Source organism: Streptomyces inusitatus, assembly GCF_014651115.1.
In the GTDB taxonomy this organism is placed as follows: domain Bacteria; phylum Actinomycetota; class Actinomycetes; order Streptomycetales; family Streptomycetaceae; genus Streptomyces; species Streptomyces amakusaensis.
Genome location: NZ_BMWG01000001.1, coordinates 172673 through 195071, shown reverse-complemented (window position 1 = coordinate 195071; position 22399 = coordinate 172673). Strand labels below are relative to the sequence as shown.

Genomic DNA, 22399 nt, shown 5'->3' with positions numbered 1-22399 from the left:
GCCGGCCGGCAGATCAGTCCCAGCCGGCGCTGGTGCCGGAGCGGTCCTGGCCCTCGCCGTCGCCGTCGCCACCGCCGGTCGGCCCCTGATTGGCGGCCCCGCCCGTCGGTCCCTGGTTGGCCGCGTTGCCGGTGGCGCCCTGGATCTCGCCGCCGCCGATGGCGTTCGTGGGCAGGGAGATCCCCGGAATGGGGAAGCCGCCGTTGCCTCCGTCGCCGGGCTTGCCGTCCTGCGAACCGTTGCCGTTGCCGCCCCGGTCGCGATCGCCGCCGTCCGAGTCGCCGTCGCCGTCGCCGGAGTCCTCGTCCGGCTTGTCGGCCTTCGGGGCGTCCGGGATCGGCACCGTGTTGAACGGGGTGCCTTCCTTGCCCTCCAGCGCGCCGGTCATCGCGTCCCGCCAGATCGGTCCGGGGACCTCACCGCCGAAGACCTTGGAGTGCCAACGGCCGCCGATGGTGATGTTCATCATCTCCACCTGCTGGCTGGGGCTGCCCACCCACACCGCTCCGGAGAGGTTCGGGGTGTAGCCGACGAACCAGGCGTTCTTCCGGCCGTCCGTCGTACCCGTCTTGCCCGCGTTGGGGCGGCTCTGGAGGCCGGCCTTCTGGCCGGTTCCGGAGTCGACCACACCGCTCAGGAGCGTGTTGATCGTGTCAGCGGTCTGCTCGTCCATCGCCCTTTCGCAGGTGCTCTTCGGCACCGCGAGGCTCTTGCCGTCCGCCGTGCGGATCGACTCGATGGCGGTGGGGGTGCAGTACGTGCCGCGGTTGGCGAAGGTCGCGTACGCGCCGGCCATCACCAGCGGGGAGATGCCCGTCGAGCCGAGCGTCAGCGGCGCGGGGGCCACCGGCAGCTTGGTCCCGTCGCCCTGCACCACTCCGAGCTTGTCGACCATCTCCACGACCGGGCAGAGCCCTATGTCCTGGATCATCTGGACGAAGTAGGTGTTGACCGACATCTCCATGGCCTCACGGAGCGGATACGGTCCGACCTCGGCCGAGTTCTCGTTCTCCAGCTTGGCGCCCATGGTGTTGACCCACGGCTTGCCGCTGCATGTCGTGATCGACGCCGGATAGGGCATCTGGTACGGCGAGGAGTACACCTGGTTGGCGGGCCTGCCCTCCTCTATGGCCGCCGCGGCCACGAACGGCTTGAAGGTCGATCCGACGGGGAAGCCGTAGTTCGAGCCGCCGTCCTTCTTGTCGACCGAGTAGTTGATCGTGGTCTCGTTCTTGCCGAAGCCGTACGGCCGGGACTGGCCCATCGCCAGCACCTTGCCCGTACCGGGCTGGACCATGGTCACGGCGGTGGCGACCCGGTCCGACTGGTTGACGTGATCCTTTATCGACTCCTGCGCGGACTTCTGCGCCTGCGGGTCGAGCGTGGTCTTGACCGTGAGCCCGCCGCGGTTCCAGACCTTGGCCCGGTCCTCCTTGGTCTTGCCGAAGACCGGGTCGGAGAGGAAGACCTCGCGCACATAGTCACAGAAGAAGCCCGCGCCGTTGACCGCGGTGATGCAGCCGTTCTTCGGCTTGCTGACCTTGAGCTTGATGTCGCTCGCCTTGGCCCGGTCGGCGTCCGCCTGCGAGATGTCGCCGACGGTGGCCATTCGCTGAAGCACCACATTGCGGCGCTTGGCGGCCTCTTCCGAGTCATTGACCGGGTCGTAGCGGCTGGGGGACTGGACGAGGCCGGCGAGCATCGCCGCCTCCTCCAGCTTCAGATCCTTGGCCGCCTTGGAGAAGTAGCGCTGGGAGGCGGCCTCGACGCCGTAGGCCTGCTGGCCGAAGAAGGTGATGTTGAGATAGTTCTCAAGGATCTTCTTCTTGCCCAGCTCCTCCTCGACCTGGATCGCGTACTTCAGCTCCTGGATCTTGCGGCCGAGGGTCTGCTGGGTGGCCGCGGCGACCTTGTCCGGGTCGTCGCCGGCCTCCTCCACGAAGACGTTCTTCACATACTGCTGGGTCAGCGTGGACGCGCCTTCGGCCACCCCGCCGCTCGTCGCGTTCTTGTTGAGCGCGCGCAGGACGCCCTTGAGGTCGATCGCGCCGTGCTCGTAGAAGCGCGAGTCCTCGATCGCGATGATCGCCTTCTGCATGTACGGCGAGATGTCCTTGAGCGGGACGACCGTGCGGTCACGGGAGTAGACCGTGGCGATCTGGCCGCCCTGGGAATCCAGGATGGTGGTGCGCTGGCTGAGCGGGGGCCGCTTGAGGTTGGCGGGGATCTCGTCGAACCCCTTCACCGTCCCCTTGGCCGCGAGCCCCAGCACCCCGGCGGCAGGCAGAGCGATGCCCGCGAGCACCGCTCCGGCGAGCACGCTGACACCGAGGAACTTGGCGGCTTGTTGGGTCCCGGTCAGACCGCCGCCCGAGCGCTTCTTTGGCATGAAGTCAGCCTACGTTCTCATTCGCCGGACACACGTATAGGCCTTGGCCTAAGCTGCTCTCAACTGTCACAGCAGTGTGGTTCCGCATCAAGGTATTCCTGGAATCCACGGCAGGTCGCGACGCGTTTGTAGCAATTTCGTAGCAACGCTTCTGTGCCTCGCCCGCAACGCCCGTAGTCACTATGGCAGTGACGACCGTGGAAGCGGAATCCGGCACTCCATGTCCGAATTCAAGCTGAATCCGCATTATGTGTCGACCGATGACGATCCCGGCTGGGTCAATATGCCCCGGTTCGAGGGATTGATCCGGTATGCCTTCAGCTCACTCCCCTGGGTGATCTGCCGCATACGCATAGTCCGTTCGGGCCATTCAAGATTGGGCCCGAAGGGGGTGTTGCGCTGTGTCCGCCTTCCGTAACGTCCTCAACTGGCAGCGGTGAATATGCCGCTGCCGCCGTGGGGGAGCCTCGATTCGGGAGAGGACGGCGCCGGGATGGGCTGGGTTACCGACTGGAGTGCGCAGGCAGCCTGCCGCACTACCGATCCGGATGAACTGTTCGTACAAGGAGCAGCGCAGAACAGGGCCAAGGCGGTGTGTACCGGATGCCCGGTACGGACCGAATGCCTGGCCGATGCCCTCGACAACCGAGTGGAGTTCGGCGTGTGGGGCGGAATGACCGAGAGGGAGCGGCGCGCTCTGTTGCGCAGGCGTCCCACGGTCACCTCCTGGCGCAGGCTCCTGGAGACCGCGCGTACGGAGTACGAGCGCAGCGCGGGCATTCTGCCTGTCGGGCTGGATGACGACGAGACATACGAGACGTACGCGGCGGTCGGGTAGAAGCGAGGGCCCGGAACGCCGTCCGGACCGAATCGACGCGGACGATCCCGCGGAGTGTTGGTCTTTTACAGAACCCGGTGCCGCCGATACGGCCTATACGGCCTCGACCGGCGGTGTGGTGCCGGTTGCCAGCTGGTCGCCGATGGCCCGCAGGCCTGCCAGATCGTGTACATCACCGGGGAGCGCGGCCACTTGCGCCACGGCCACCTCGGGATGGAGCGCGGTGAAGCGGTCGCGTGTGCGCTGTTCGCGTGCGAGTACCTGCATCCTTTCGGCGTGCAGGCGCAACAGGCCGGCCGTCAGCTGCTCGGTGCTGTGGTCGTCTGCTGTGCCAGGGCGCGCCGTGGCGGGCGTGCCGGAGTCGACGGGGCGGTGGTCGGGCTCGGGGGTGTGCGCAGGGGGATGCGCGGGGGTGTGATCCACGGTCGGGGCTTCGGGAGAGGCGTCCGTGGCCTCACGAACATCAGTCTTCCCTCCCCCCTGATCGACAATGCCACCGTCGTCAAGATTTTTTGACTCATTTTCCGGAGCGGATCCAGCGGGCTCGGAAGCGTCCTCCGACCCCGATTCCTGGGCGAGTTCCGACGCGAGGATCTCCGCCGCGGTAAGGGCCCGCTCCGCCGAGAGCCGGTCCGCGCCACTGCCGTGAACCCGGTTGAGCACCAGCCCGGCCAGCGGCATCTCCTCGGCCGCCAGCCGCTCCACGAAGTACGCGGCCTCCCGCAGCGCGTCCCGCTCCGGTGCCGCGACCACCAGAAAAGCCGTGCCGGGAGCCTGGAGCAGCCGGTAGGTGGCATCCGCCCGGGTCCGGAAGCCGCCGAACATCGTGTCCATCGCCGCCACGAAGGTCTGCACATCCCGCAGCAGCTGACTGCCCAGCAGCTTGCCGAGCGTCCCGGTCATCATCGACATGCCGACATTGAGGAACTTCATCCCCGCCCGGCCGCCCATCCGGGCCGGGGCCGCCAGCAGCTTGATCAGTTTCCCGTCCAGGAACGACCCGAGCCGCTTGGGCGCGTCAAGGAAGTCCAGCGCGCTGCGCGAGGGCGGAGTGTCGACCACGATCAGGTCCCACTCGTCCCTGGCCCGGAGCTGGCCCAGCTTCTCCATCGCCATGTACTCCTGCGTACCGGCGAAACCGGCCGACAGGGACTGGTAGAAGGGGTTCTCCAGGATCGCCCGCGCCCGCTCGGGATCGGCGTGCGTCTCCACGATCTCGTCGAAGGTCCGCTTCATGTCGAGCATCATGGCGTGCAGCTCGCCCTCGGGGCGGTCGCCGCCGGAGGCCGCAGCACCGGAGGCCGCGCCGCCGCTCGGCGCTATGCCCTTGACCCGGCGCGGGGTGTTGTCGAGCGAGTCGATCCCCAGCGACTGGGCCAGCCGCCGGGCAGGGTCGATGGTCAGCACGACCACCCGGCGGCCACGCTCGGCGGCGCGCACACCCAGGGCGGCGGCGGTCGTCGTCTTCCCGACGCCGCCCGAACCGCAGCACACGATGATGCGGGTGGCCGGGTCGTCGATGAGCGAGTCGACTTCGAGAGGTGTCACCGACGCGTCCAGGGTCATGAACCGGTCCCTTGCTTCCGCAGTTCCCTCGCCAGTTGGTAGAGCCCGGCGAGATCGACCCCCTCGCTCAGCAGCGGGAGTTCGTACGACGGCAGATCCAGCTGATTCAGCGCGGCCCGCTGCTCCCGCTCCAGCTCCACCCGCTGGGCGTGGTCCGCCGCCTGTTCGAGAAGGGGCGTGACCAGCTCGGAGGCGCCGCTCACCCCGGCCGCCGCGAGCGCCTCGGCGATCTCCCCGCGCCGGTCGCCCGCCGCGCTGCGCACCGCTTCCTCGTCCAGGATGTGCGGGCGCACCATGTTCACGATCACCTTGCCGACCGGGAGATCGGCCGCCCGCAGCTCGGCGACTCCGTCCGCGGTCTCCTGGACCGGCATCTCCTCCAGCAGGGTCACCAGATGGACCGCGGTCTGCGGCGACTTCAGCACCCGCATCACCGCCTGGGCCTGGTTGTGTATCGGGCCGAACTTCGCCAGGCCCGCCACCTCGTCGTTCACATTGAGGAACCGGGTGATGCGCCCGGTGGGCGGCGCGTCCATGATGACGTAGTCATAAGCGTAGGAGCCCTGTTTGGTACGCCGGCGCACCGCCTCGCACGCCTTGCCGGTCAGCAGTACATCGCGAACCCCGGGGGCGATGGTCGTCGCGAAGTCGATCGCGCCGAGCTTCTTGAGCGCGCGGCCCGCGCCGCCGAGCTTGTAGAACATCTGGAGGTAGTCCAGAAGCGCCCGCTCAGCGTCTATGGCCAGCGCGAAGACCTCGCCCCCGCCGGAGGAGACGGCGATCTTCCGCTCCTCGTACGGAAGGGCCTCCGTCTCGAAGAGCTGGGCGATGCCTTGTCTCCCCTCGACCTCGACGAGGAGAGTCCGCTTTCCCTCGGTCGCGAGGGCGAGCGCGAGGGCGGCGGCGACCGTCGTCTTACCGGTGCCGCCTTTGCCGCTGACGACCTGGAGCCTGCTCACACATTCGAGCCTAACCAGTCGGGCCCCGCGCTACGCACGAGTCGTGTGCGTGCTGCGTCACGCCGGGAGGGGCGAGCCCGTCCCGGCGGGCGGGCGGCGCGCGGCGGGCAGTACGGGGAGGGCTCCGGGCGGCGTCCCCTGGCTGGGCGCGGAGGCGCTCATCCGTGCGGCTACAGTCTGGCCTCATGACCACGAAATTCGAGTACGCCACCGTGCCCCTCCTCGTGCACGCGACCAAGCAGATCCTGGACACCTGGGGCGAGGACGGCTGGGAGCTGGTCCAGGTCGTTCCCGGACCGAACAACCCCGAGCAGCTCGTCGCCTACCTGAAGCGGGAGAAGTCCTCGTGACCGGTGCGCCCGGCGCCTCCGGCGCGGTCGAGGCGAGGCTCGCGGAGCTGGGCCTGACCCTGCCGGACGTGGTGCCGCCGCTGGCCGCGTACCAGCCGGCCGTCGTCTCGGGGCCGTACGTCTACACGGCGGGCCAGCTCCCGATGGTGGACGGTCAGCTCCCGGTCACCGGGAAGGTGGGGGCCGAGGTCACCGCCGAGGAGGCCAAGAAGCTCGCCCGGATCTGCGCGCTCAACGCCCTGGCCGCCGTGAAGTCGGTCGCCGGGGATCTGGACCGGATCGCGCGTGTGGTGAAGGTCGTCGGCTTCGTGGCGTCCGCATCGGACTTCACCGGCCAGCCCGCCGTCCTCAACGGCGCGAGTGAACTGCTGGGCGAGGTGCTCGGCGACAAGGGCGTCCACGCGCGCAGCGCGGTGGGGGTCGCGGTGCTTCCGCTGGACGCTCCGGTCGAGGTCGAGCTCCAGGTGGAACTTCTTCAGGACTGACGGGCCGGAACGCCGCCGTCAGGCGGCACGCTCCGGTGCGATGGCGTCCACGCGCCCGCCGATTCCCGGCGGGCGCGACGGAGGACGTGACGGAGGACGCGACGACGGCTGACGGAGACCGGACGGGACACCGGACGGTCGGCGGACGCCCGGTTTCCCGCCCGGGCCGCGCGTGTTCCACGTGAAACATCCGTGCCCGTCCGCCGCCGACGGGGACGCGAGGGTGACCCCTCGAACATCCCGGTGCGAGCGTTTAGCATCCGGCCATGCCCAATGGTCAGTGGTACCCACCGGAGTGGCCGGACCGGATTCGCGCACTCGCCGACGGCGAACTCACCCCCGCTCCGCCCAGACGGGCCGCGACCGTGCTGCTGCTGCGCGGCGCACCGGACCGCCCCGCCGTGCACATGCTGCGCCGACGCGCCTCCATGGCCTTCGCGGGAGGCGCGTACGCCTATCCGGGCGGCGGTGTGGACACCCGCGACGCGCGCCCGGTCCGCTGGGCCGGGCCCTCCCTCACGGTCTGGGCCGCCCGGCTCGGGGTGGACGAGGCATCGGCCCAGGCCATTGTGTGCGCCGCCGTCAGAGAGACCTATGAGGAGGCGGGGGTGCTGCTGGCGGGCCGCACTCCGGACACGGTGATCGGCGACACCACGGGGGAGGAGTGGGAGGCCGACCGGCGGGCGCTGGTCGACCGGGAGCTGGCCTTCGCCGACTTCCTGGACCGCCGGGGGCTGGTGCTGCGCTCGGATCTGCTCGGAGCCTGGGCGCGCTGGATCACCCCGGAGTTCGAGCCGCGCCGCTATGACACCTGGTTCTTCGTCGCCGTCCTGCCCGAGGGACAGCGCACCCGGAACGCCTCGACGGAGGCGGACCGTACGGTGTGGATCCGCCCCGAGGAGGCGATCGCCGGGTACGACCGGGGTGAGCTGCTGATGATGCCGCCGACGGTGGCCACGCTCAGATCCCTTCTCCCGTACGGCACCGCCGCCGAGGCGCTGGCTGCGGCGGCCGAGCAGGATCTGACGCCCGTTCTGGCGAGGGCCAGAGTCGAGCACGGGGAAGTCGTGCTCAGCTGGCCGGGCCACGAGGAGTTCACCAAGCACATTCCGGCAGGGGGCTCACGGTGACCGACGCCGCGTCTCTGCCGGGGCAGCCGCGCGGCGGTGTGCTCTCCGGGCCCGCCACCGCGCGGGCGGTCAATGTTCTCGCCCCCAACCCGTCGGCGATGACCCTCGACGGCACCAACACCTGGATCCTCTCCGAGCCGGACTCCGATCTCGCCGTGGTCGTCGACCCGGGCCCGCTGGACGACGTACACCTCCGCCGTGTCATCGCCACCGCCGAGCGGGCGGGCAAACGGATCGCCCTGACGCTGCTCACCCACGGCCACCCCGACCACGCCGAGGGCGCGGGGCGGTTCGCGGAGCTGACGCGCACCGGCGTCCGTGCCCTGGACCCGGCGCTCCGGCTCGGCGACGAGGGGCTCACGGCGGGGCAGGCGATCGAGGTCGGGGGCCTGGAGCTGCGGGTCGTGCCCACTCCGGGGCACACCTCGGACTCCCTCTCCTTCCATCTGCCGGCCGACCGGGCCGTGCTCACCGGGGACACCGTCCTGGGCCGCGGGACGACGATGGTCGCCCATCCGGACGGCCGGCTCGGCGACTACCTCGACTCGCTGCGGCGGCTGCGCTCGCTGACGGTGGACGACGGGGTGAGTACGGTCCTGCCGGGCCACGGGCCGGTCCTGGACGACGCCCAGGGCGCGGTGGAGTTCTATCTCGCCCACCGTGCGCACCGGCTCGCCCAGGTGGAGACGGCGGCCGAGGAGGGCCTCCGTACGGCCCCGGAGGTCGTGGCGCGGGTGTACGCGGACGTGGACCGGTCCCTGTGGCCCGCGGCGGAGCTGTCGGTACTGGCGCAGCTGGCGTATCTGCGGGAGCGCGGGCTGATCTGAGCCCGTCCGCCGTGCTCCCTCCGGCCGGCTCGGGGCCGGGCCCCGGGTTCCGGTCCGCGGCCCCGGGCGCGGCGGGCGGAGAACCGGTGTGGCCCCCCGGGCGTCGGAAGCTCTGACGAGTGCTTTACGCTCCGCTTACCTTTGGCATTCTTTGGGGGGTTCTCCGTGTTCGTCTTGTTCGTCCTGCTCACCATCGCGGCGGTGACGCTGTTCTTCGTCGGCCGCAGCCTTGAGCGCAAGGCGCTCAAGTTCGGCGCTCTGGGCGCGCTGATAGCCGGCCTCTTCTCCGGTGTCGCCAGCTGTGTGCATGTGATCAGCGCCTACGAGGTCGGCGTGCCGGTCACCTTCGGCAAGGTCGGCTCGCCCATGACCTCGGGCATGAACATCACCTCGCCGTTCACCAACGTCACCACCTTCTCCACCCGCCCTGTCGACCTCAACCTCTCCGACAAGGACGTGGTCGAGGTCCGCTCCAAGCAGGGCGGTGTGATGTACGTGGAGGTCACCGTGAAGTGGGCGGTGACGCCCGCCAAGGCGGTCGAGCTGTACAAGCTCGCGGGCAGCGAAGGGGCCATCCAGCAGCGGCTGGTCTTCCCGGACAGCCGGGAGATCATCCGTAATGTCTTCGCCCGCCACACCAGCGAGCAGGGCTATTCCTCGGCCCGAGAGAAGATCAACACCGAGATCGGCGATCTGATCAAGGAGCGGCTGGCCCCGCGCGGCATCGATGTGACCACGGTCAATCTCCGCAATGTGAAGCCGTCCGACCAGCTCCAGGGTCAGATCGACCGCAAGATCCAGCAGCAGCAGTCGACCGAGCGGGCGACCGAGGCGGCGCGCACGGCGGAGGCCGAGGCGGAGCGCCGGCGGATCGAGGCCGAGGGCATCGCCCGGGCGAACAAGATCCTCAACGACTCGCTCAGCGACAAGGTCCTGATGAACCAGTGCATCGACGCCTTCAAGGAGGCGGCGGCCAAGAACCCGGTCTACGCGGTGCCCTGCGGCGACGGCGGCGACACCCCGGTGATCGTGGACGGCAAGCGCGGCTGAGCCGCCCTGCGGGGCGCTCACGGCCCCGGAGACGATACGGCGAAGGGCCGCCCGGAGGTTTCCGGGCGGCCCTTCGCCGTATGGCGTGTGTACGCGCTCCTGGTCAGCGGGAACGCTTGGCGAGGCGCTCCACGTCCAGCAGGATCACCGCGCGGGCCTCCAGTCGCAGCCAGCCGCGCTGCGCGAAGTCGGCGAGCGCCTTGTTCACGGTCTCGCGGGAGGCGCCGACGAGCTGGGCCAGCTCTTCCTGGGTCAGGTCGTGCACGACGTGGATGCCCTCCTCCGACTGCACGCCGAAGCGGCGCGACAGATCCAGGAGGGCGCGGGCGACCCGGCCCGGCACATCGGAGAAGACCAGGTCGGACATCTGGTCGTTGGTCTTGCGCAGCCGGCGGGCGACCGCGCGCAGCAGCGCGGTGGCCACCTCGGGCCGGGCGTTCAGCCAGGGCTGGAGGTCACCGTGGCCCAGACCGAGCAGCTTGACCTCGGTCAGCGCGGTGGCGGTGGCCGTACGCGGACCCGGGTCGAAGAGGGACAGCTCGCCGATCAGCTCGCCCGGGCCGAGGACGGCGAGCATGTTCTCGCGGCCGTCGGGGGACGTGCGGTGGAGCTTCACCTTGCCCTCGGTGACCACATAGAGGCGGTCACCGGGGTCGCCCTCGTGGAAGAGCGCGTCGCCACGGGCGAGCGTCACCTCACTCATCGAGCCGCGGAGCTCCGATGCCTGCTCGTCATCGAGCGCCGCGAAGAGCGGGGCGCGCCGCAGAACGTCGTCCACGAGTTCTCTCCTTGTCGACCTGCTCAGGGACCGTGGCCCCCATGATGCCGGACCGTACAGTGCCGGTCAGGGGGACACCGCGTAGGACAGTCTGTCCACTGCGGGCCCCTGGCAAAGTAAATATTCGTGCGATCAATCACAACAAGTCTGACGCACGGGAGAGTCTGTTCGTGCGGCAGGGGCCCGATTGGGTCCGGATTACCGGTGACCGGGGCGGATGTCAGTGGTGGACCGTAGGCTTGCCGGGTGTCCAACTCACCGGTGAGAGCGCAGGCCAAGGGGGCTGGAGGAGTCTCCGCCCCAGATGATTCCGCTGTGGGCGAACAGGGATCGACCAGCGCCCAAAAAGCCGCACATCAGTCTAAAACGCCAGCACGCTCGGTGTCACGGGGGTCCGGGTCCAAGCCCGAGTCCCGGCTGGCCATGGTCCGCCGAGCGCGCCGGATCAACCGCGAACTCGCCGAGGTCTATCCGTACGCCCATCCGGAGCTGGACTTCCGCAACCCCTTCGAGCTGCTCGTCGCCACGGTCCTCTCCGCCCAGACCACCGACCTGAGGGTGAACCAGACGACGCCGGCGCTCTTCGCGAAGTACCCCACGCCCGAGGATCTGGCCGCGGCCGACCCCGAGGAGCTGGAGGGGATCATCCGTCCCACCGGTTTCTTCCGGGCCAAGGCCAAGTCGCTGCTGGGCCTCTCCGCAGCCCTGCGGGATTCCTACGGGGGCACGGTCCCCGGCCGGCTGGAGGATCTGGTCACCCTGCCCGGTGTCGGCCGGAAGACGGCCTTCGTGGTCCTCGGCAATGCCTTCGGGGTCCCCGGGATCACCGTGGACACCCACTTCGGCCGGCTGGTGCGCCGCTGGAAGTGGACCACGCAGGAGGACCCGGTGAAGGTCGAGGCGGAGATCGCGGAGATCTTCCCGAAATCCGAGTGGACGATGCTCTCCCATCGGGTGATCTTCCACGGCCGCCGGATCTGCCACTCCCGCAAGCCCGCCTGCGGAGCCTGCCCGATCGCCCATCTCTGCCCCTCGTACGGCGAGGGCGAGACGGACCCCGAGAAGGCCCAGAAGCTTCTGAAGTACGAGATGGGCGGCCAGCCGGGCCAGCGGCTGAGCCCGCCCCCGGACTACCCGGGCGCACCGGCGCGGCCGGCAGCCGCCCCGGGGGAGACCGGGTGACGGAACGATCCGAGCGCCCCGGGGCGTTGTGAACGAAGGGGTGCCCATGCGTACAGGGGAAGAGACGTACAACGGCCCGGCCGGCGGGTCCGGCCCGCACGGCGGCGGCGGTCCGTCCGCCCACGGCCCCGGGCCGGAGGGCGCGGCCGTGCCCGGGCCCTCCGCGTACCGGACCCGGTCCGACGCGGAGCCCACCGTCACCGCCGAGGGTCTGCCCCCGTGGCTGAGCCCCGTCGCCCGCGCCGCCGACACCCTTGAGCCCCAGCAGCTCAGCAGCTTCCTGCCGCCCGAGAGCGGCCGGGGCCGGCAGTCCGCCGTGCTGATCCTCTTCGGCGAGGGCGCCTCCGGCCCCGAGCTGCTGCTGATGGAGCGCTCGGGCACCCTGCGCTCGCACGCGGGCCAGCCCGCCTTCCCCGGCGGCTCGCTCGACCCTGAGGACGGCGACCCGGCCACCACCGGGCCGCTGCGGGCCGCGCTGCGCGAGGCGGAGGAGGAGACCGGGCTCGACCCGTCCGGGGTCCAGCTCTTCGGAGTGCTCCCCAGGCTCTACATCCCGGTGAGCCAGTTCATCGTCACCCCCGTGCTGGGCTGGTGGCACACCCCCAGCCCGGTGGGAGCGGTCGACCTCGCCGAGACGGCGCGGGTCTTCACCGTCCCCGTGGCGGATCTCACGGATCCGGCGAACCGCGCCAACGCCGTGCACCCCCGAGGCCACCTCGGCCCGGCCTTCACCGTCGAAGGGGCCCTGGTCTGGGGTTTCACGGCCGGTCTGATCGACCGGATTCTGCACCACGCCGGCTGGGAGCGCCCCTGGGACCGGGATCGGGAGCTCCCGCTGGACTGGCACGCATGACAGGCTGATCTCCCGAACCGGGGGCGGTGCCGGCACCGCCCCCGGTTCGGGAACGGACCCCCGGGGGCGCACCGGACCCACCGTCCGGTGACGAAGGCGAAGAATCTGCGAGGCAAATGACGGTGAACGTGCTGGACATCCTGTTGCTGGTCGCCGCCGTGTGGTTCGCGATCGTCGGCTATCGCCAGGGCTTCGTCGTCGGCATTCTGTCGGTGATCGGATTCCTCGGCGGCGGGCTGATCGCGGTCTATCTGCTGCCCGTGATCTGGGACAAACTGACGAACGACTCCGAGGTGTCCACGACCGCCGCCGTGATAGCCGTCGTCGTCGTGATCGTCTGCGCCTCGGTGGGCCAGGCCTTCACCACCCACCTCGGCAACAAACTGCGCCGGTACATCACCTGGTCACCGGGGCGCGTCCTGGACGCCACCGGCGGCGCGCTGGTCAATGTGGTCGCCATGCTGCTGGTCGCCTGGCTGATCGGCTCCGCGCTCGCCGGGACGACGCTGCCCACGCTCGGCAAGGAGGTCCGCAGCTCCAAGGTGCTGCTGGGCGTCTCCCGGGTGATGCCGGATCAGGCATCCACCTGGTTCACCGACTTCTCCTCCGTTCTCGCGCAGAACGGCCTGCCGCAGGTCTTCAGCCGCTTCGCCAACGAGCCGATCACCGAGGTCAAGCCCCCGGACCCGGCGCTCGTCGGCAGCCCCGTCGCCGCCCGCGCCCAGAAGTCCATCGTCAAGGTCGTCGGCACGGCGCAGAGCTGCAACAAGGTCCTCGAAGGCACCGGGTTCGTCTTCGGCGAGCGCCGGGTCATGACCAACGCCCATGTCGTGGGCGGGGTCGACGAGCCGACCGTGCAGATCGGCGGAGAGGGACGGCTGTACGACGCCAAGGTCGTCCTCTACGACTGGCAGCGCGACATCGCCGTACTCGACGTCCCCGACCTCAAGGCCAAGCCGCTGGAGTTCGCGAACGCCGACGCCCGCAGCGGCGACGGCGCCATCGTCGCCGGCTTCCCGGAGAACGGCGCGTACGACGTCCGCTCCGCCCGGGTACGCGGCCGGATCAATGCCGACGGCCCCGACATCTACCACCGGGGCACCGTCGGCCGCGACGTCTACTCCCTGTTCACCACCGTCCGCCAGGGCAACTCCGGCGGACCGCTGCTCACCCCGGAGGGCAAGGTCTACGGAGTCATCTTCGCCCGGTCGCTCGACGACCCGGACACCGGCTACGCCCTGACGGTGAACGAGATCGCCGAAGACATCTCGGCGGGCCTGTCGGCCAATCAAGAGGTGGACAGCCAGGGCTGCGCGCTGTAGCCGCCCGGGGCCCGAGGGCCCCGGGGCCGTCAGCGGAGCCCGGGGCCGTCAGTGGAGGGTGTGCCGCAGACGTGCGGACACCCAGCGGGCGCGACGCCTGAGAATGCGGGGAATCCCTATCCCCTGCCCGGCGTCATCATGGCTCTGGCCTCGCGGGCCATCGCTGTCATGAGTGCTCGACCCATTGGCCGAGCGACGGTTGCGTGCCGCGTCACCGTAGTCGTACGTCAAGCCCATACCGGGACGTGTGCCCGTGCCCCAAGGTCGGTAATCGTGCCAGGAGTGCCCAATTGGCCTATGCGCCGGGCAATTGGCTGTTCGTAGGACAAGCGTTCGTCGCCGGTGGCCGCCATCGCCGCTAGCGGCGGTCGGGCTCCGGGTCCTTGAGCCAGTTGATCAGCTCCGAGGAGAACGCCACCGGATCCTCCTCGTGCGGGAAGTGCCCGAGACCGTCGAAGAGCCGCCAGCGGTACGGCGCTTCCACATACTCGCCCGAGCCCGCCGCGCTGCGGGTGCGCATCGCCGGATCCAGCGAGCCGTGCAGATGCAGTGTCGGCACCCGTACCGGGCGCTTCATCCGGCGGTTGAACTGAATCCCGTCCGGCCTGGCCATCGACCGCACCATCCACCGGTACGGCTCGATCGAGCAGTGGGCTGTCGACGGAATGCACATGGCCCGCCGGTAGGCCTCCAGCGCGGACTCCTCCGGCGGTGTGGGGCCCGACCACTCCTGGATCAGCTCTCCCACCAGCGCGCCGTCGTCGGCGACCAGCTGCCGCTCCGGCAGCCACGGCCGCTGGAAGCCCCAGATGTACGATCCGGCCCGGCTCTGCGAGAAGTCCGAGATCATCGCCGAGCGCCAGCGGCGCGGATGCGGCATCGAGGACACCGCCAGTCTGCGCACCAGCTTCGGCCGCATCACCGCAGCCGTCCACGCCAGATAGCCGCCCAGATCATGGCCGACCAGCGCCGCGTCCGGCTCGCCGAGCGAGCGCACCACACCGGTGATGTCGAGCGCGAGGTTGGCGGGGTCGTACCCCCTCGGCGTACGGTCGCTGCCGCCCACTCCGCGAAGATCCATCGCCACCGCCCGGTAACCGGCGTCGGCGAGCGCGGGCAACTGATGCCGCCAGGTCCACCAGAACTGCGGGAAACCGTGGAGGAGGAGCACCAGCGGCCCGTCGCCCATCTCGGCGATGTGGAAGCGCGCGCCATTGGCCGCCACGTCGCGGTGGGTCCAGGGCCCATCGATGCGCACGGGGCTGCCATTACCGGTTTCAGGGGCCGTCATGCTGACGAGCGTGCCATACCCGAGCATTTCGTGTTCTCCCGTCCGCCCGGGCGGGGGACGGGGCCGTCTCGCGGCGCGGCACGGGGATCGCGCTGGGGACCGAGCCGGGGGTCAGACCGTGGGTCAGGCCGGGATCCGCTCCTGCGGGAGGGGCTCCGGACGGAGCGTCGTGCCCCGGGGGTGCGGCTTGGCGTTCTGGAGGACGGCCGCCGTCTCCTTCGCCGAGGCGATGGACCGCTCCGGCGGCTTGACCTTCTTGAACTTGGAGATCGACAGCAGCGCCAGCACCACCGCCAGCACCACGAACGCCCCGCCCACGATCAGGAACGACCAGGCGAGACCGAGTCCCAGATTATGGATGCCGTACGCCGCCGCGAAGCTGAACACCGGCAGCGAGAAGAGTGCGAGCACCCCCGCGACGACTATGGCCAGCGAGCCGATCGCGCCGCGTTTGACGTCCTGTCTCAGCTCCGCCTTGGCCAGTGCGATCTCATCGTGCACAAGGGCGGACATCTCGGCGGTCGCCGAGGCGACCAGCTGCCCGATACTGCGCTCGGCACTGCTGCCGGGGTCGCTCATCGCTGCTCCCTCTCTCCTGGGGTCCGAGACTCTTCTGTTCCTCATCACGTCCCGGAAAACTTCCCGGGTCCGACATCAGATCATGCCGGACCGCCGTCGTCGCCGCGCGACGCCCCCGCGACTTCCGCGAGCCGACGGTGTTCGGCGGCCTTCTTCTCGTAGATCTCCGCCATCCGCACGTGGTACTGCGGATTGTCCTGCTCATAGACGTCGGGGATGCCGTCCTGGTCCTCGTCGCGCTCCTCGGCGTCGACGAGAGCCCGGTAGGTGCGGACCCGGAGCTTGAGCAGAATGCCCGCGAGCACGGCGGCGATCAGCGATCCGACCAGCACCGACGCCTTGATCTCATCGGTGAGCGCGGAGTCCCCGGCGAAGGCGAGTTCGCCGATGAGCAGGGAGACCGTGAAGCCGATTCCGGCGAGGGTGGCGACGGCGAAGACATCCGGCCAGGCCAGCTCCTCGTTCAGCTCCGCCCGGGTGAAGCGCGCCGCGAGCCAGGTGCCGCCGAAGATGCCGACGGCCTTGCCGACCACCAGGCCGAGGACGACACCCAGGGTCTCCGGCTGGGTGAAGACATCGCCGAGGGCGCTGCCGGAGACGGCGACGCCGGCGGAGAACAGTGCGAACAGCGGTACGGCCAGGCCCGCCGAGAGGGGGCGCACCAGATGCTCGATGTGCTCACCGGGGGAGTGCTCCTCGCCCTCGCGGCGGGTGCAGCGCAGCATCAGGCCCATGGCGACGCCCGCGATGGTGGCGTGGACGCCGCTGTTGTACATCAGCCCCCAGATGACCAGGGCCAGCGGGATGTAGATGTACCAGCCCCGTACGCCCTTGCGGAGCAGCACCCAGAAGACGGCGAGGCCGATGACCGCGCCGCCGAGGGCCGCGAAGTTCAGCTCGCTGGTGAAGAAGACGGCGATGATCAGTATGGCGAAGAGGTCGTCTACGACGGCGAGCGTCAGCAGGAACGCCCGGAGCGCGGACGGCAGCGAGGCGCCGAGGACCGCGAGAACGGCGAGGGCGAAGGCGATGTCGGTGGCGGTGGGGACGGCCCAGCCGTCGGTGGAGCCGCCGCCGACGGTGTTGACCAGGGTGTAGACGAGCGCCGGGACGGCCATGCCGCAGATCGCGGCGATGACGGGGAGCGCGGCGGCCTTGGGGTCGCTCAGCTCACCGGCGACCAGTTCCCGCTTGAGTTCGATGCCCGCGACGAAGAAGAAGATCGCGAGGAGTCCGTCGGCGGCCCAGTGCTGGATGGACAGATCCAGGCCCAGGGCCGCCGGGCCTATGTGGAAGTCGCGCAAGGTGTCGTAGCTGCCGCTGAGGGGGGTGTTCGCCCAGATCAGCGCGGCGATGGCGGCGATGAGGAGAAGAACGCCGCCCACGGTCTCGGTGCGCAGCGCATCGGTCACGAAGGTGCGCTCGGGCAGCGAGAGACGGCCGAGGAATTTACGGGGGCTGGGTGCGGCGGTCATACGGGGGAACCTCCGGTCGGTCGGGCAGGGCAAAGCACATGCCGACCAGACTTCCCGGCGCACCTAGTTTTCTTGTCGCTTTATTGACGCGGTCATTACCTTACCCAAGGGCGCAAGCCCTCAGGGGCGGCGATCGCGGGGCGCGGGGGCGTATCCGGTGATCTTCTTCGCTTGCTTTTACTTTAGGGGCAAAGCGGGCTATTGGCGCGTTTGGGGGTGCGGACTTGTCCGCCGGGCGTCCGCCGGGGGGCGAGGGGCGCGGTCGGCGGAGAACGCGCACGGGCACCCGGCGCGCTGTGACGCCGGGTGCCCGTGCGGGGTGTTCGCGGTGTGACGCGGAGCGCCGGGTCAGTCCTCCGAGGAAGCGCCCGGCAGCCGGGTCTGGATCAGGTCCATCACGGAGGAGTCGGTGAGCGTGGTGACATCGCCCAGCTGCCTGTTCTCCGCGACATCGCGCAGCAGACGGCGCATGATCTTGCCCGAGCGGGTCTTGGGCAGCTCCGCCACCGGGAGGATCCGCTTGGGCTTGGCGATCGGGCCGAGGGTGGTGCCCACGTGGTTGCGCAACTCCGCGACCAGGCCCTCGTCCTCCGAGGCCGTGCCGCGCAGGATGACGAACGCCACGATCGCCTGTCCGGTGGTCTCGTCGACCGCGCCCACGACCGCCGCCTCGGCGACCTTGGGGTGCGAGACCAGCGCGGACTCGACCTCGGTGGTCGAGATGTTGTGGCCGGAGACGAGCATCACGTCGTCGACCCGGCCGAGCAGCCAGATGTCTCCGTCGTCGTCCTTCTTCGCGCCGTCGCCGGCGAAGTACTTGCCCTCGAAACGCGACCAGTAGGTGTCGATGAACCGCTGGTCGTCGCCCCAGATGGTGCGCAGCATCGACGGCCACGGCTCGGTGAGGACCAGATAGCCGCCACCGCCGTTCGGCACCTCGTTGGCCTCGTCGTCCACGACCGTCGCCGCGATGCCGGGCAGCGCCCGCTGGGCGGAGCCGGGCTTGGTCTCGGTGACACCCGGCAGCGGCGAGATCATCATCGCGCCGGTCTCGGTCTGCCACCAGGTGTCCACGATGGGGGCGGTGCCCGCGCCGATGTGCTCCCGGTACCAGATCCAGGCCTCGGGGTTGATCGGCTCACCGACCGAGCCGAGCACCCGCAGGCTGGACAGGTCGAACTTGGCGGGGATGTCGTCTCCCCACTTCATGAACGTCCGGATCGCGGTGGGCGCCGTGTAGAGGATCGTGACGCCGTACTTCTGCACGATCTCCCAGAACCGGCCCTGGTGCGGGGTGTCGGGGGTGCCCTCGTACATCACCTGGGTCGCGCCGTTGGCCAGCGGGCCGTACACGATGTACGAGTGGCCCGTCACCCAGCCGATGTCGGCGGTGCACCAGTAGACGTCCGACTCCGGCTTGAGGTCGAAGACGGCGTGGTGGGTGTAGGCGGCCTGGGTCAGATAGCCGCCGGAGGTGTGCAGGATGCCCTTGGGCTTACCCGTGGTGCCGGAGGTGTAGAGGATGAAGAGCGGGTTCTCCGCGTCGAAGGCCTCGGGGGTGTGCTCGGCGGACTGCCGGGTCACGATGTCGTGCCACCAGACGTCACGGCCCTCGGTGAAGGCGGTGTCCTCGCCCGTACGCCGGACCACCAGTACGTGCTCGACCTGCGGACACTTGGCGACGGCCTCGTCGATCGCGGGCTTGAGCGCGCTCGGCTTGCCCCGGCGGTAGCCGCCGTCGGCGGTGATGACCAGCTTGGCGTCGGCGTCCTGGATGCGGGAAGCGACGGCGTCGGCGGAGAAGCCGCCGAAGACCACCGAGTGGGCGGCGCCGATGCGGGCGCAGGCCAGCATCGCGACGGCGGCCTCGGGGATCATCGGCAGATAGACCGCCACCCGGTCGCCCTTGCGGACGCCCAGCTCGGTCAGGGCGTTCGCGGCGCGGGAGACCTCGTCCTTGAGTTCGGCGTAGGTGACGGCCCGGCTGTCTCCGGGCTCACCCTCGAAGTGGATCGCGACCCGGTCGCCGTTTCCGGCCTCGACATGGCGGTCCACGCAGTTGTACGCGACGTTCAGCTCGCCGTCCGCGAACCACTTCGCGAAGGGCGGGTTGCTCCAGTCGAGGGTCTCGGTCGGCTCGGTGGCCCACGTGAGCCTCCGCGCCTGCTCGGCCCAGAAGCCAAGCCTGTCCGCCTTTGCCTGCTCGTACGCCTCCGCTGTCACATTGGCGTTGGCGGCCAGCTCGGTCGGCGGCGCGAATCGCCGCTCTTCCTTCAGCAGGTTGGCCAGGCTTTCGTTGCTCACGACATCTCCCTTTCCCAGGGCGTCCTCTGTGCGTATGTGTCCGACGCCATAGCTCACCAGCCGGAGGGCCGGGTGACAAGAGCCTTCCGATAATTGGTTTAGACCTATTGGGTTTCAGGATGGCGGCCGAGCCCTCGGAGAGGCGTCGGTGACGGGCGGTGCCGACGGGTGGTACTGACGGGGCGAGAGGTGGCCCCTCCTTCCCGGGCGGCGGGAAGGAGGGGCCACCCGTACTCACGGACGGCCCGGGGGTTCGGTTCAGATCCGGTCCGGATTTTCTTCCGGATCTTCCCCCGGACAGCCGATCCCGGATGGCTGATTCCGAACGGTCCTTCCCGAGCCGGCCCGGGCAGTCGGTGCGGGCAGGCGGTGTGAGCGGTCGGTGTAACGGCCCGGACCGGGGCGGTTCGGGCGCTTCAGACGCGGGCCTTCGCCAGGGACGAGGAAGCGGGGGCGACCCGGTCGAAGACCGCGTCATAGACATGCTCGTCGCTGCTCGCGAGCAGATAGGCCTGGGCCTCGCCCACATGGAAGTACATCCCGTGCAGCCGCAGAGTGCCCTCGGCGAGCCGCCGGGCGACCGAGTCATGGGCCCGCAGATGCTCCAGCTGCTGCACCACATTGGTCAGACAGAGCTGCTCGACCGCGTCGGCGGGCAGCCGCCCGGAGATCCGCGCCCAGGAGCGGTGCCGGCTTCTCATCGTCTCCAGACTCGGCAGCCCGTGCCGCAGCCAGCGCCGCAGCGGGGTGTGAGCACCCACCGGGGGAGCGGAGAGCAGGGCCTGCATCGCACCGCAGCCGGAGTGTCCGCAGACGGTGATCGAGTCCACCTGGAGCACATCCACCGCGTACTCGATCGCCGCCGCCACCGAGTCGTCGCCGCCCTCGACGCCGGGCAGCGGAACCAGATTGCCCATGTTGCGCACGGTGAACAGATCTCCGGGCCCACTGGCCGTGATCATGCTGGTGACCACACGGGAGTCGGCACAGGTGAGGAAGAGCTGCGAGGGGCGCTGGCCCTCGCGCTCCAGCCGGGCCAGCTCGTCCCGCACGAGCGGGGCGGTGTCCCTCTGGAAGGAGCTGACGCCGTCCGCCAGAGGGTGGGCGGTGGCGCGCTCGGGACGGCCGTCGCAGTGGTGGTTCCGCCAGGGGGTCCAGGGCCGGCAGCAGCCATGGGTCTCCGAGGCGGGCTCGCTGATCCTGGACCCGGACCGGCCGGTGAACTCGACCGAACCGCCCTGCGCCACATGGGAGGTCTGCCAGTCGTGCAGCGCCTCGAACGCGGCATGGTCCATGAAGGACCCGTCCAGCTCGACCACGCACTCGGACCCGGCCGGCACATGGCTCAGCGCCCTGCTCAGCCGGGGCACGGCGAGGAAGGTCAACTGGCCCCGCACCCGCACCCGGTGGATCCCGTCCTGCTCGTCCTCGGCGATCCGGGTGCGGGTCAGCCGGTGCAGCGCGACCGCGACCGCCACGGCGATCCCGATCACCACCCCCTCCAGCACCCCGGTGGCGACGACGGAGGCCAGCGTCACCGCGTACACCAGCATTTCGCGGTTCCGCCGCACGCTGCGCAGGTGGGTGATGTTGACCATTTGGACGCCCACGACCATCACCAGCGCGGCGAGCGCGGCGAGGGGGATCAGATCGAGGACGGGCACCAGCAGCAGCGCGGCGAGCACCACCCACAGCCCGTGGAGCATGGTGGAGTGGCGGCTCACGGCCCCGGCCGAGACATTCGCCGAACTCCGCACGGCCACACCGGTGATGGGCAGTCCGCCCAGCGCTCCGGAGACCACATTGGCCGCGCCCTGACCGGCCAGCTCCCGGTCGAGATCGGCGCGCGGGACGCGGACGTCGGGCACCTTGCGGGCGGCCGCCAGCTTGTCGACGGCCACCGCCGACAACAGCGATTCCACACTGCCCACGAGGGTGATGGTCAGGACGGCCGCCACCAGCCCGAGCACGGGCCCCTGGGGCATTCCGGGCAGGGCGTGGCTGCTCCACGAGGGGAGGTCGACGCGTGGCAGGTGCAGTGAGGCCAGCGCGGCGGCGGTGGTCGCTCCCGCCACCGCCGCGAGCGCGGCCGGGATCTTCCGTACGATCCGGCCGGTGCGCCCCGGGATCCGGGGCCAGATCAGCAGTACGGCGACGGTCAGGGCGCTGACCGAGATCGCGGCGGGGTGCAGGGCGGCCAACTGGGCCGGGAGCGCCCGGACGTTCTCGACGGCGGAGCTCTGCGGGGTGCCGCCGAGCACGATGTGGAGTTGGGCGAGGGCGATGGTGACGCCGATGCCGGCGAGCATGCCGTGGACGATCGCCGGGCTGACGGCGAGGGCCGATCTGGCCACCCGCAGTGCGGCGAGGCCCAGTTGGGCGAAGCCCGCGAGGACGGTGATGGCGCAGGTGACACGCCAGCCGTACTGCTGGATCAGATCGGCGGTGACGACGGTCAGGCCGGCGGCGGGCCCGCTGACCTGAAGCGGTGCCCCGCCGAACCGGCCGACGACGATTCCGCCGACGGCGGCGGCCACCAGCCCGGCCTGGAGCGGCGCGCCGGTGGCGAGCGCGATGCCCAGTGAGAGCGGCAGCGCGATCAGGAAGACGGCGATGGAGGCGGAGAAGTCGGAGCCCCGGATGCGGAAGCGGCGGGGGCCTCCGCCCGGTGGCGAGGGGCTGTGGGGGCCGCCCCGGCCGGCTTTCCGGGGCTTGTGCGAGGGGTCTTCGGTGCGGGTGGGGACGCAGGTGGACATGTTTCCCGTCTCCTCCGGAGCGGCGCGGTCGCGGAATGGGGGGCGCGGCCGTGGGGCACGGCATGCAGCGGCGGGATCCTCAACTTTCAGTAAATTGATCGTAATGCAGAGTAAAGACCCAGGCTTTATTTTCTGGGCAAATGGGGCAGTGTTTCACTCGATTCAGTGATTAGTGCGCTTAATGCGGCTCGTCGCGCACCCTCTTGGACCCCTCCGGTGTGACTTTTGCTGGCGGCGACGCCAGTCCGAAAAGCACAAAGTCATA

At 70.0% G+C, this 22399-nt stretch carries 19 protein-coding genes; 9 read left to right on the top strand and 10 right to left on the bottom strand.

Annotation, left to right across the window (positions count from 1 at the left end; translation table 11 throughout):
- Window positions 1-13: 13 nt before the first annotated feature.
- The gene (locus IE247_RS00870) at window positions 14-2389 is read right to left on the bottom strand and encodes a transglycosylase domain-containing protein (RefSeq protein ID WP_190120872.1); all 2376 of its coding nucleotides are present in this window, start codon (window positions 2387-2389) and stop codon (window positions 14-16) included.
- A gap of 493 nt (window positions 2390-2882) precedes the next feature.
- Between IE247_RS00870 and IE247_RS00865 the strand changes: the two genes are divergently transcribed.
- Window positions 2883-3227, top strand: coding sequence for a WhiB family transcriptional regulator (locus IE247_RS00865; RefSeq protein ID WP_177149633.1), 345 nt, complete (start codon window positions 2883-2885; stop codon window positions 3225-3227).
- 93 nt (window positions 3228-3320) lie between these two features.
- Here IE247_RS00865 and bagB read toward each other — a convergent pair whose 3' ends face one another.
- Together bagB and bagA are read right to left on the bottom strand one after the other, a co-directional pair.
- Window positions 3321-4793, bottom strand: coding sequence for an ATPase BagB (gene bagB, locus IE247_RS00860; protein WP_190120871.1), 1473 nt, complete (start codon window positions 4791-4793; stop codon window positions 3321-3323).
- Entirely contained in the window at window positions 4790-5752 is a 963-nt protein-coding gene (gene bagA, locus IE247_RS00855; RefSeq protein ID WP_190120870.1) for an ATPase BagA, read from the bottom strand. Before bagA ends, bagB begins: the two co-directional genes overlap by 4 nt.
- Before the next feature lie 185 nt (window positions 5753-5937).
- Here bagA and sp36 point away from each other — a divergent pair, with 185 nt between their 5' ends.
- The 5 genes from sp36 (at window position 5938) to IE247_RS00830 (ending at window position 9594) form a co-directional block, all read left to right on the top strand.
- On the top strand, window positions 5938-6102 hold the full coding sequence (gene sp36 / locus IE247_RS00850; protein WP_190120869.1) for a Sp36 family protein: 165 nt from the start codon (window positions 5938-5940) through the stop codon (window positions 6100-6102).
- Entirely contained in the window at window positions 6099-6587 is a 489-nt protein-coding gene (locus IE247_RS00845; RefSeq protein ID WP_190120868.1) for a RidA family protein, read from the top strand. The genes sp36 and IE247_RS00845 overlap by 4 nt, the downstream gene beginning before the upstream one ends.
- 266 nt (window positions 6588-6853) lie before the next feature.
- Window positions 6854-7717: an NUDIX hydrolase gene (locus IE247_RS00840; RefSeq protein WP_190120867.1), complete on the top strand. Its 864-nt coding sequence runs from the start codon at window positions 6854-6856 to the stop codon at window positions 7715-7717.
- Window positions 7714-8544, top strand: coding sequence for an MBL fold metallo-hydrolase (locus IE247_RS00835; RefSeq protein ID WP_190120866.1), 831 nt, complete (start codon window positions 7714-7716; stop codon window positions 8542-8544). Before IE247_RS00840 ends, IE247_RS00835 begins: the two co-directional genes overlap by 4 nt.
- A gap of 165 nt (window positions 8545-8709) precedes the next feature.
- The gene (locus IE247_RS00830) at window positions 8710-9594 is read left to right on the top strand and encodes an SPFH domain-containing protein (protein WP_190120865.1); all 885 of its coding nucleotides are present in this window, start codon (window positions 8710-8712) and stop codon (window positions 9592-9594) included.
- A gap of 103 nt (window positions 9595-9697) precedes the next feature.
- Here the strand turns inward: IE247_RS00830 and IE247_RS00825 are convergent, their stop codons facing one another.
- Window positions 9698-10372 carry a Crp/Fnr family transcriptional regulator gene (locus IE247_RS00825; protein WP_190120864.1) on the bottom strand — a complete coding sequence of 225 codons (675 nt, stop codon included), beginning with the start codon at window positions 10370-10372 and terminating at the stop codon, window positions 9698-9700.
- 246 nt (window positions 10373-10618) lie between these two features.
- Between IE247_RS00825 and nth the strand changes: the two genes are divergently transcribed.
- The 3 genes from nth to IE247_RS00810 all read left to right on the top strand — a co-directional run bounded on the left by nth (window position 10619) and on the right by IE247_RS00810 (window position 13729).
- On the top strand, window positions 10619-11554 hold the full coding sequence (gene nth / locus IE247_RS00820; protein ID WP_373305482.1) for an endonuclease III: 936 nt from the start codon (window positions 10619-10621) through the stop codon (window positions 11552-11554).
- Between the two features lie 46 nt (window positions 11555-11600).
- A complete protein-coding gene (locus IE247_RS00815; protein ID WP_190120862.1) occupies window positions 11601-12407 on the top strand; it encodes an NUDIX hydrolase in 807 nt (268 codons plus the stop codon).
- Window positions 12408-12529: 122 nt separating this feature from the next.
- Entirely contained in the window at window positions 12530-13729 is a 1200-nt protein-coding gene (locus IE247_RS00810; protein WP_190121368.1) for a MarP family serine protease, read from the top strand.
- Window positions 13730-13777: 48 nt separating this feature from the next.
- On the opposite strand, the gene IE247_RS34060 is transcribed toward IE247_RS00810, so the two are convergent.
- The 6 genes from IE247_RS34060 to IE247_RS00785 all read right to left on the bottom strand — a co-directional run bounded on the left by IE247_RS34060 (window position 13778) and on the right by IE247_RS00785 (window position 22134).
- A complete protein-coding gene (locus IE247_RS34060) occupies window positions 13778-13966 on the bottom strand; it encodes a hypothetical protein (RefSeq protein ID WP_229868378.1) in 189 nt (62 codons plus the stop codon).
- A gap of 121 nt (window positions 13967-14087) precedes the next feature.
- Window positions 14088-15020: an alpha/beta fold hydrolase gene (locus tag IE247_RS00805; RefSeq protein ID WP_190120861.1), complete on the bottom strand. Its 933-nt coding sequence runs from the start codon at window positions 15018-15020 to the stop codon at window positions 14088-14090.
- Between the two features lie 123 nt (window positions 15021-15143).
- Window positions 15144-15599 carry a phage holin family protein gene (locus tag IE247_RS00800; RefSeq protein ID WP_190120860.1) on the bottom strand — a complete coding sequence of 152 codons (456 nt, stop codon included), beginning with the start codon at window positions 15597-15599 and terminating at the stop codon, window positions 15144-15146.
- A gap of 80 nt (window positions 15600-15679) precedes the next feature.
- A complete protein-coding gene (nhaA, locus tag IE247_RS00795; protein ID WP_190120859.1) occupies window positions 15680-17074 on the bottom strand; it encodes a Na+/H+ antiporter NhaA in 1395 nt (464 codons plus the stop codon).
- A gap of 348 nt (window positions 17075-17422) precedes the next feature.
- A complete protein-coding gene (acs, locus tag IE247_RS00790; RefSeq protein ID WP_190120858.1) occupies window positions 17423-19378 on the bottom strand; it encodes an acetate--CoA ligase in 1956 nt (651 codons plus the stop codon).
- A 416-nt stretch (window positions 19379-19794) separates the two neighbouring features.
- Window positions 19795-22134 carry a bifunctional SulP family inorganic anion transporter/carbonic anhydrase gene (locus IE247_RS00785; RefSeq protein ID WP_190120857.1) on the bottom strand — a complete coding sequence of 780 codons (2340 nt, stop codon included), beginning with the start codon at window positions 22132-22134 and terminating at the stop codon, window positions 19795-19797.
- Window positions 22135-22399: the final 265 nt, after the last annotated feature.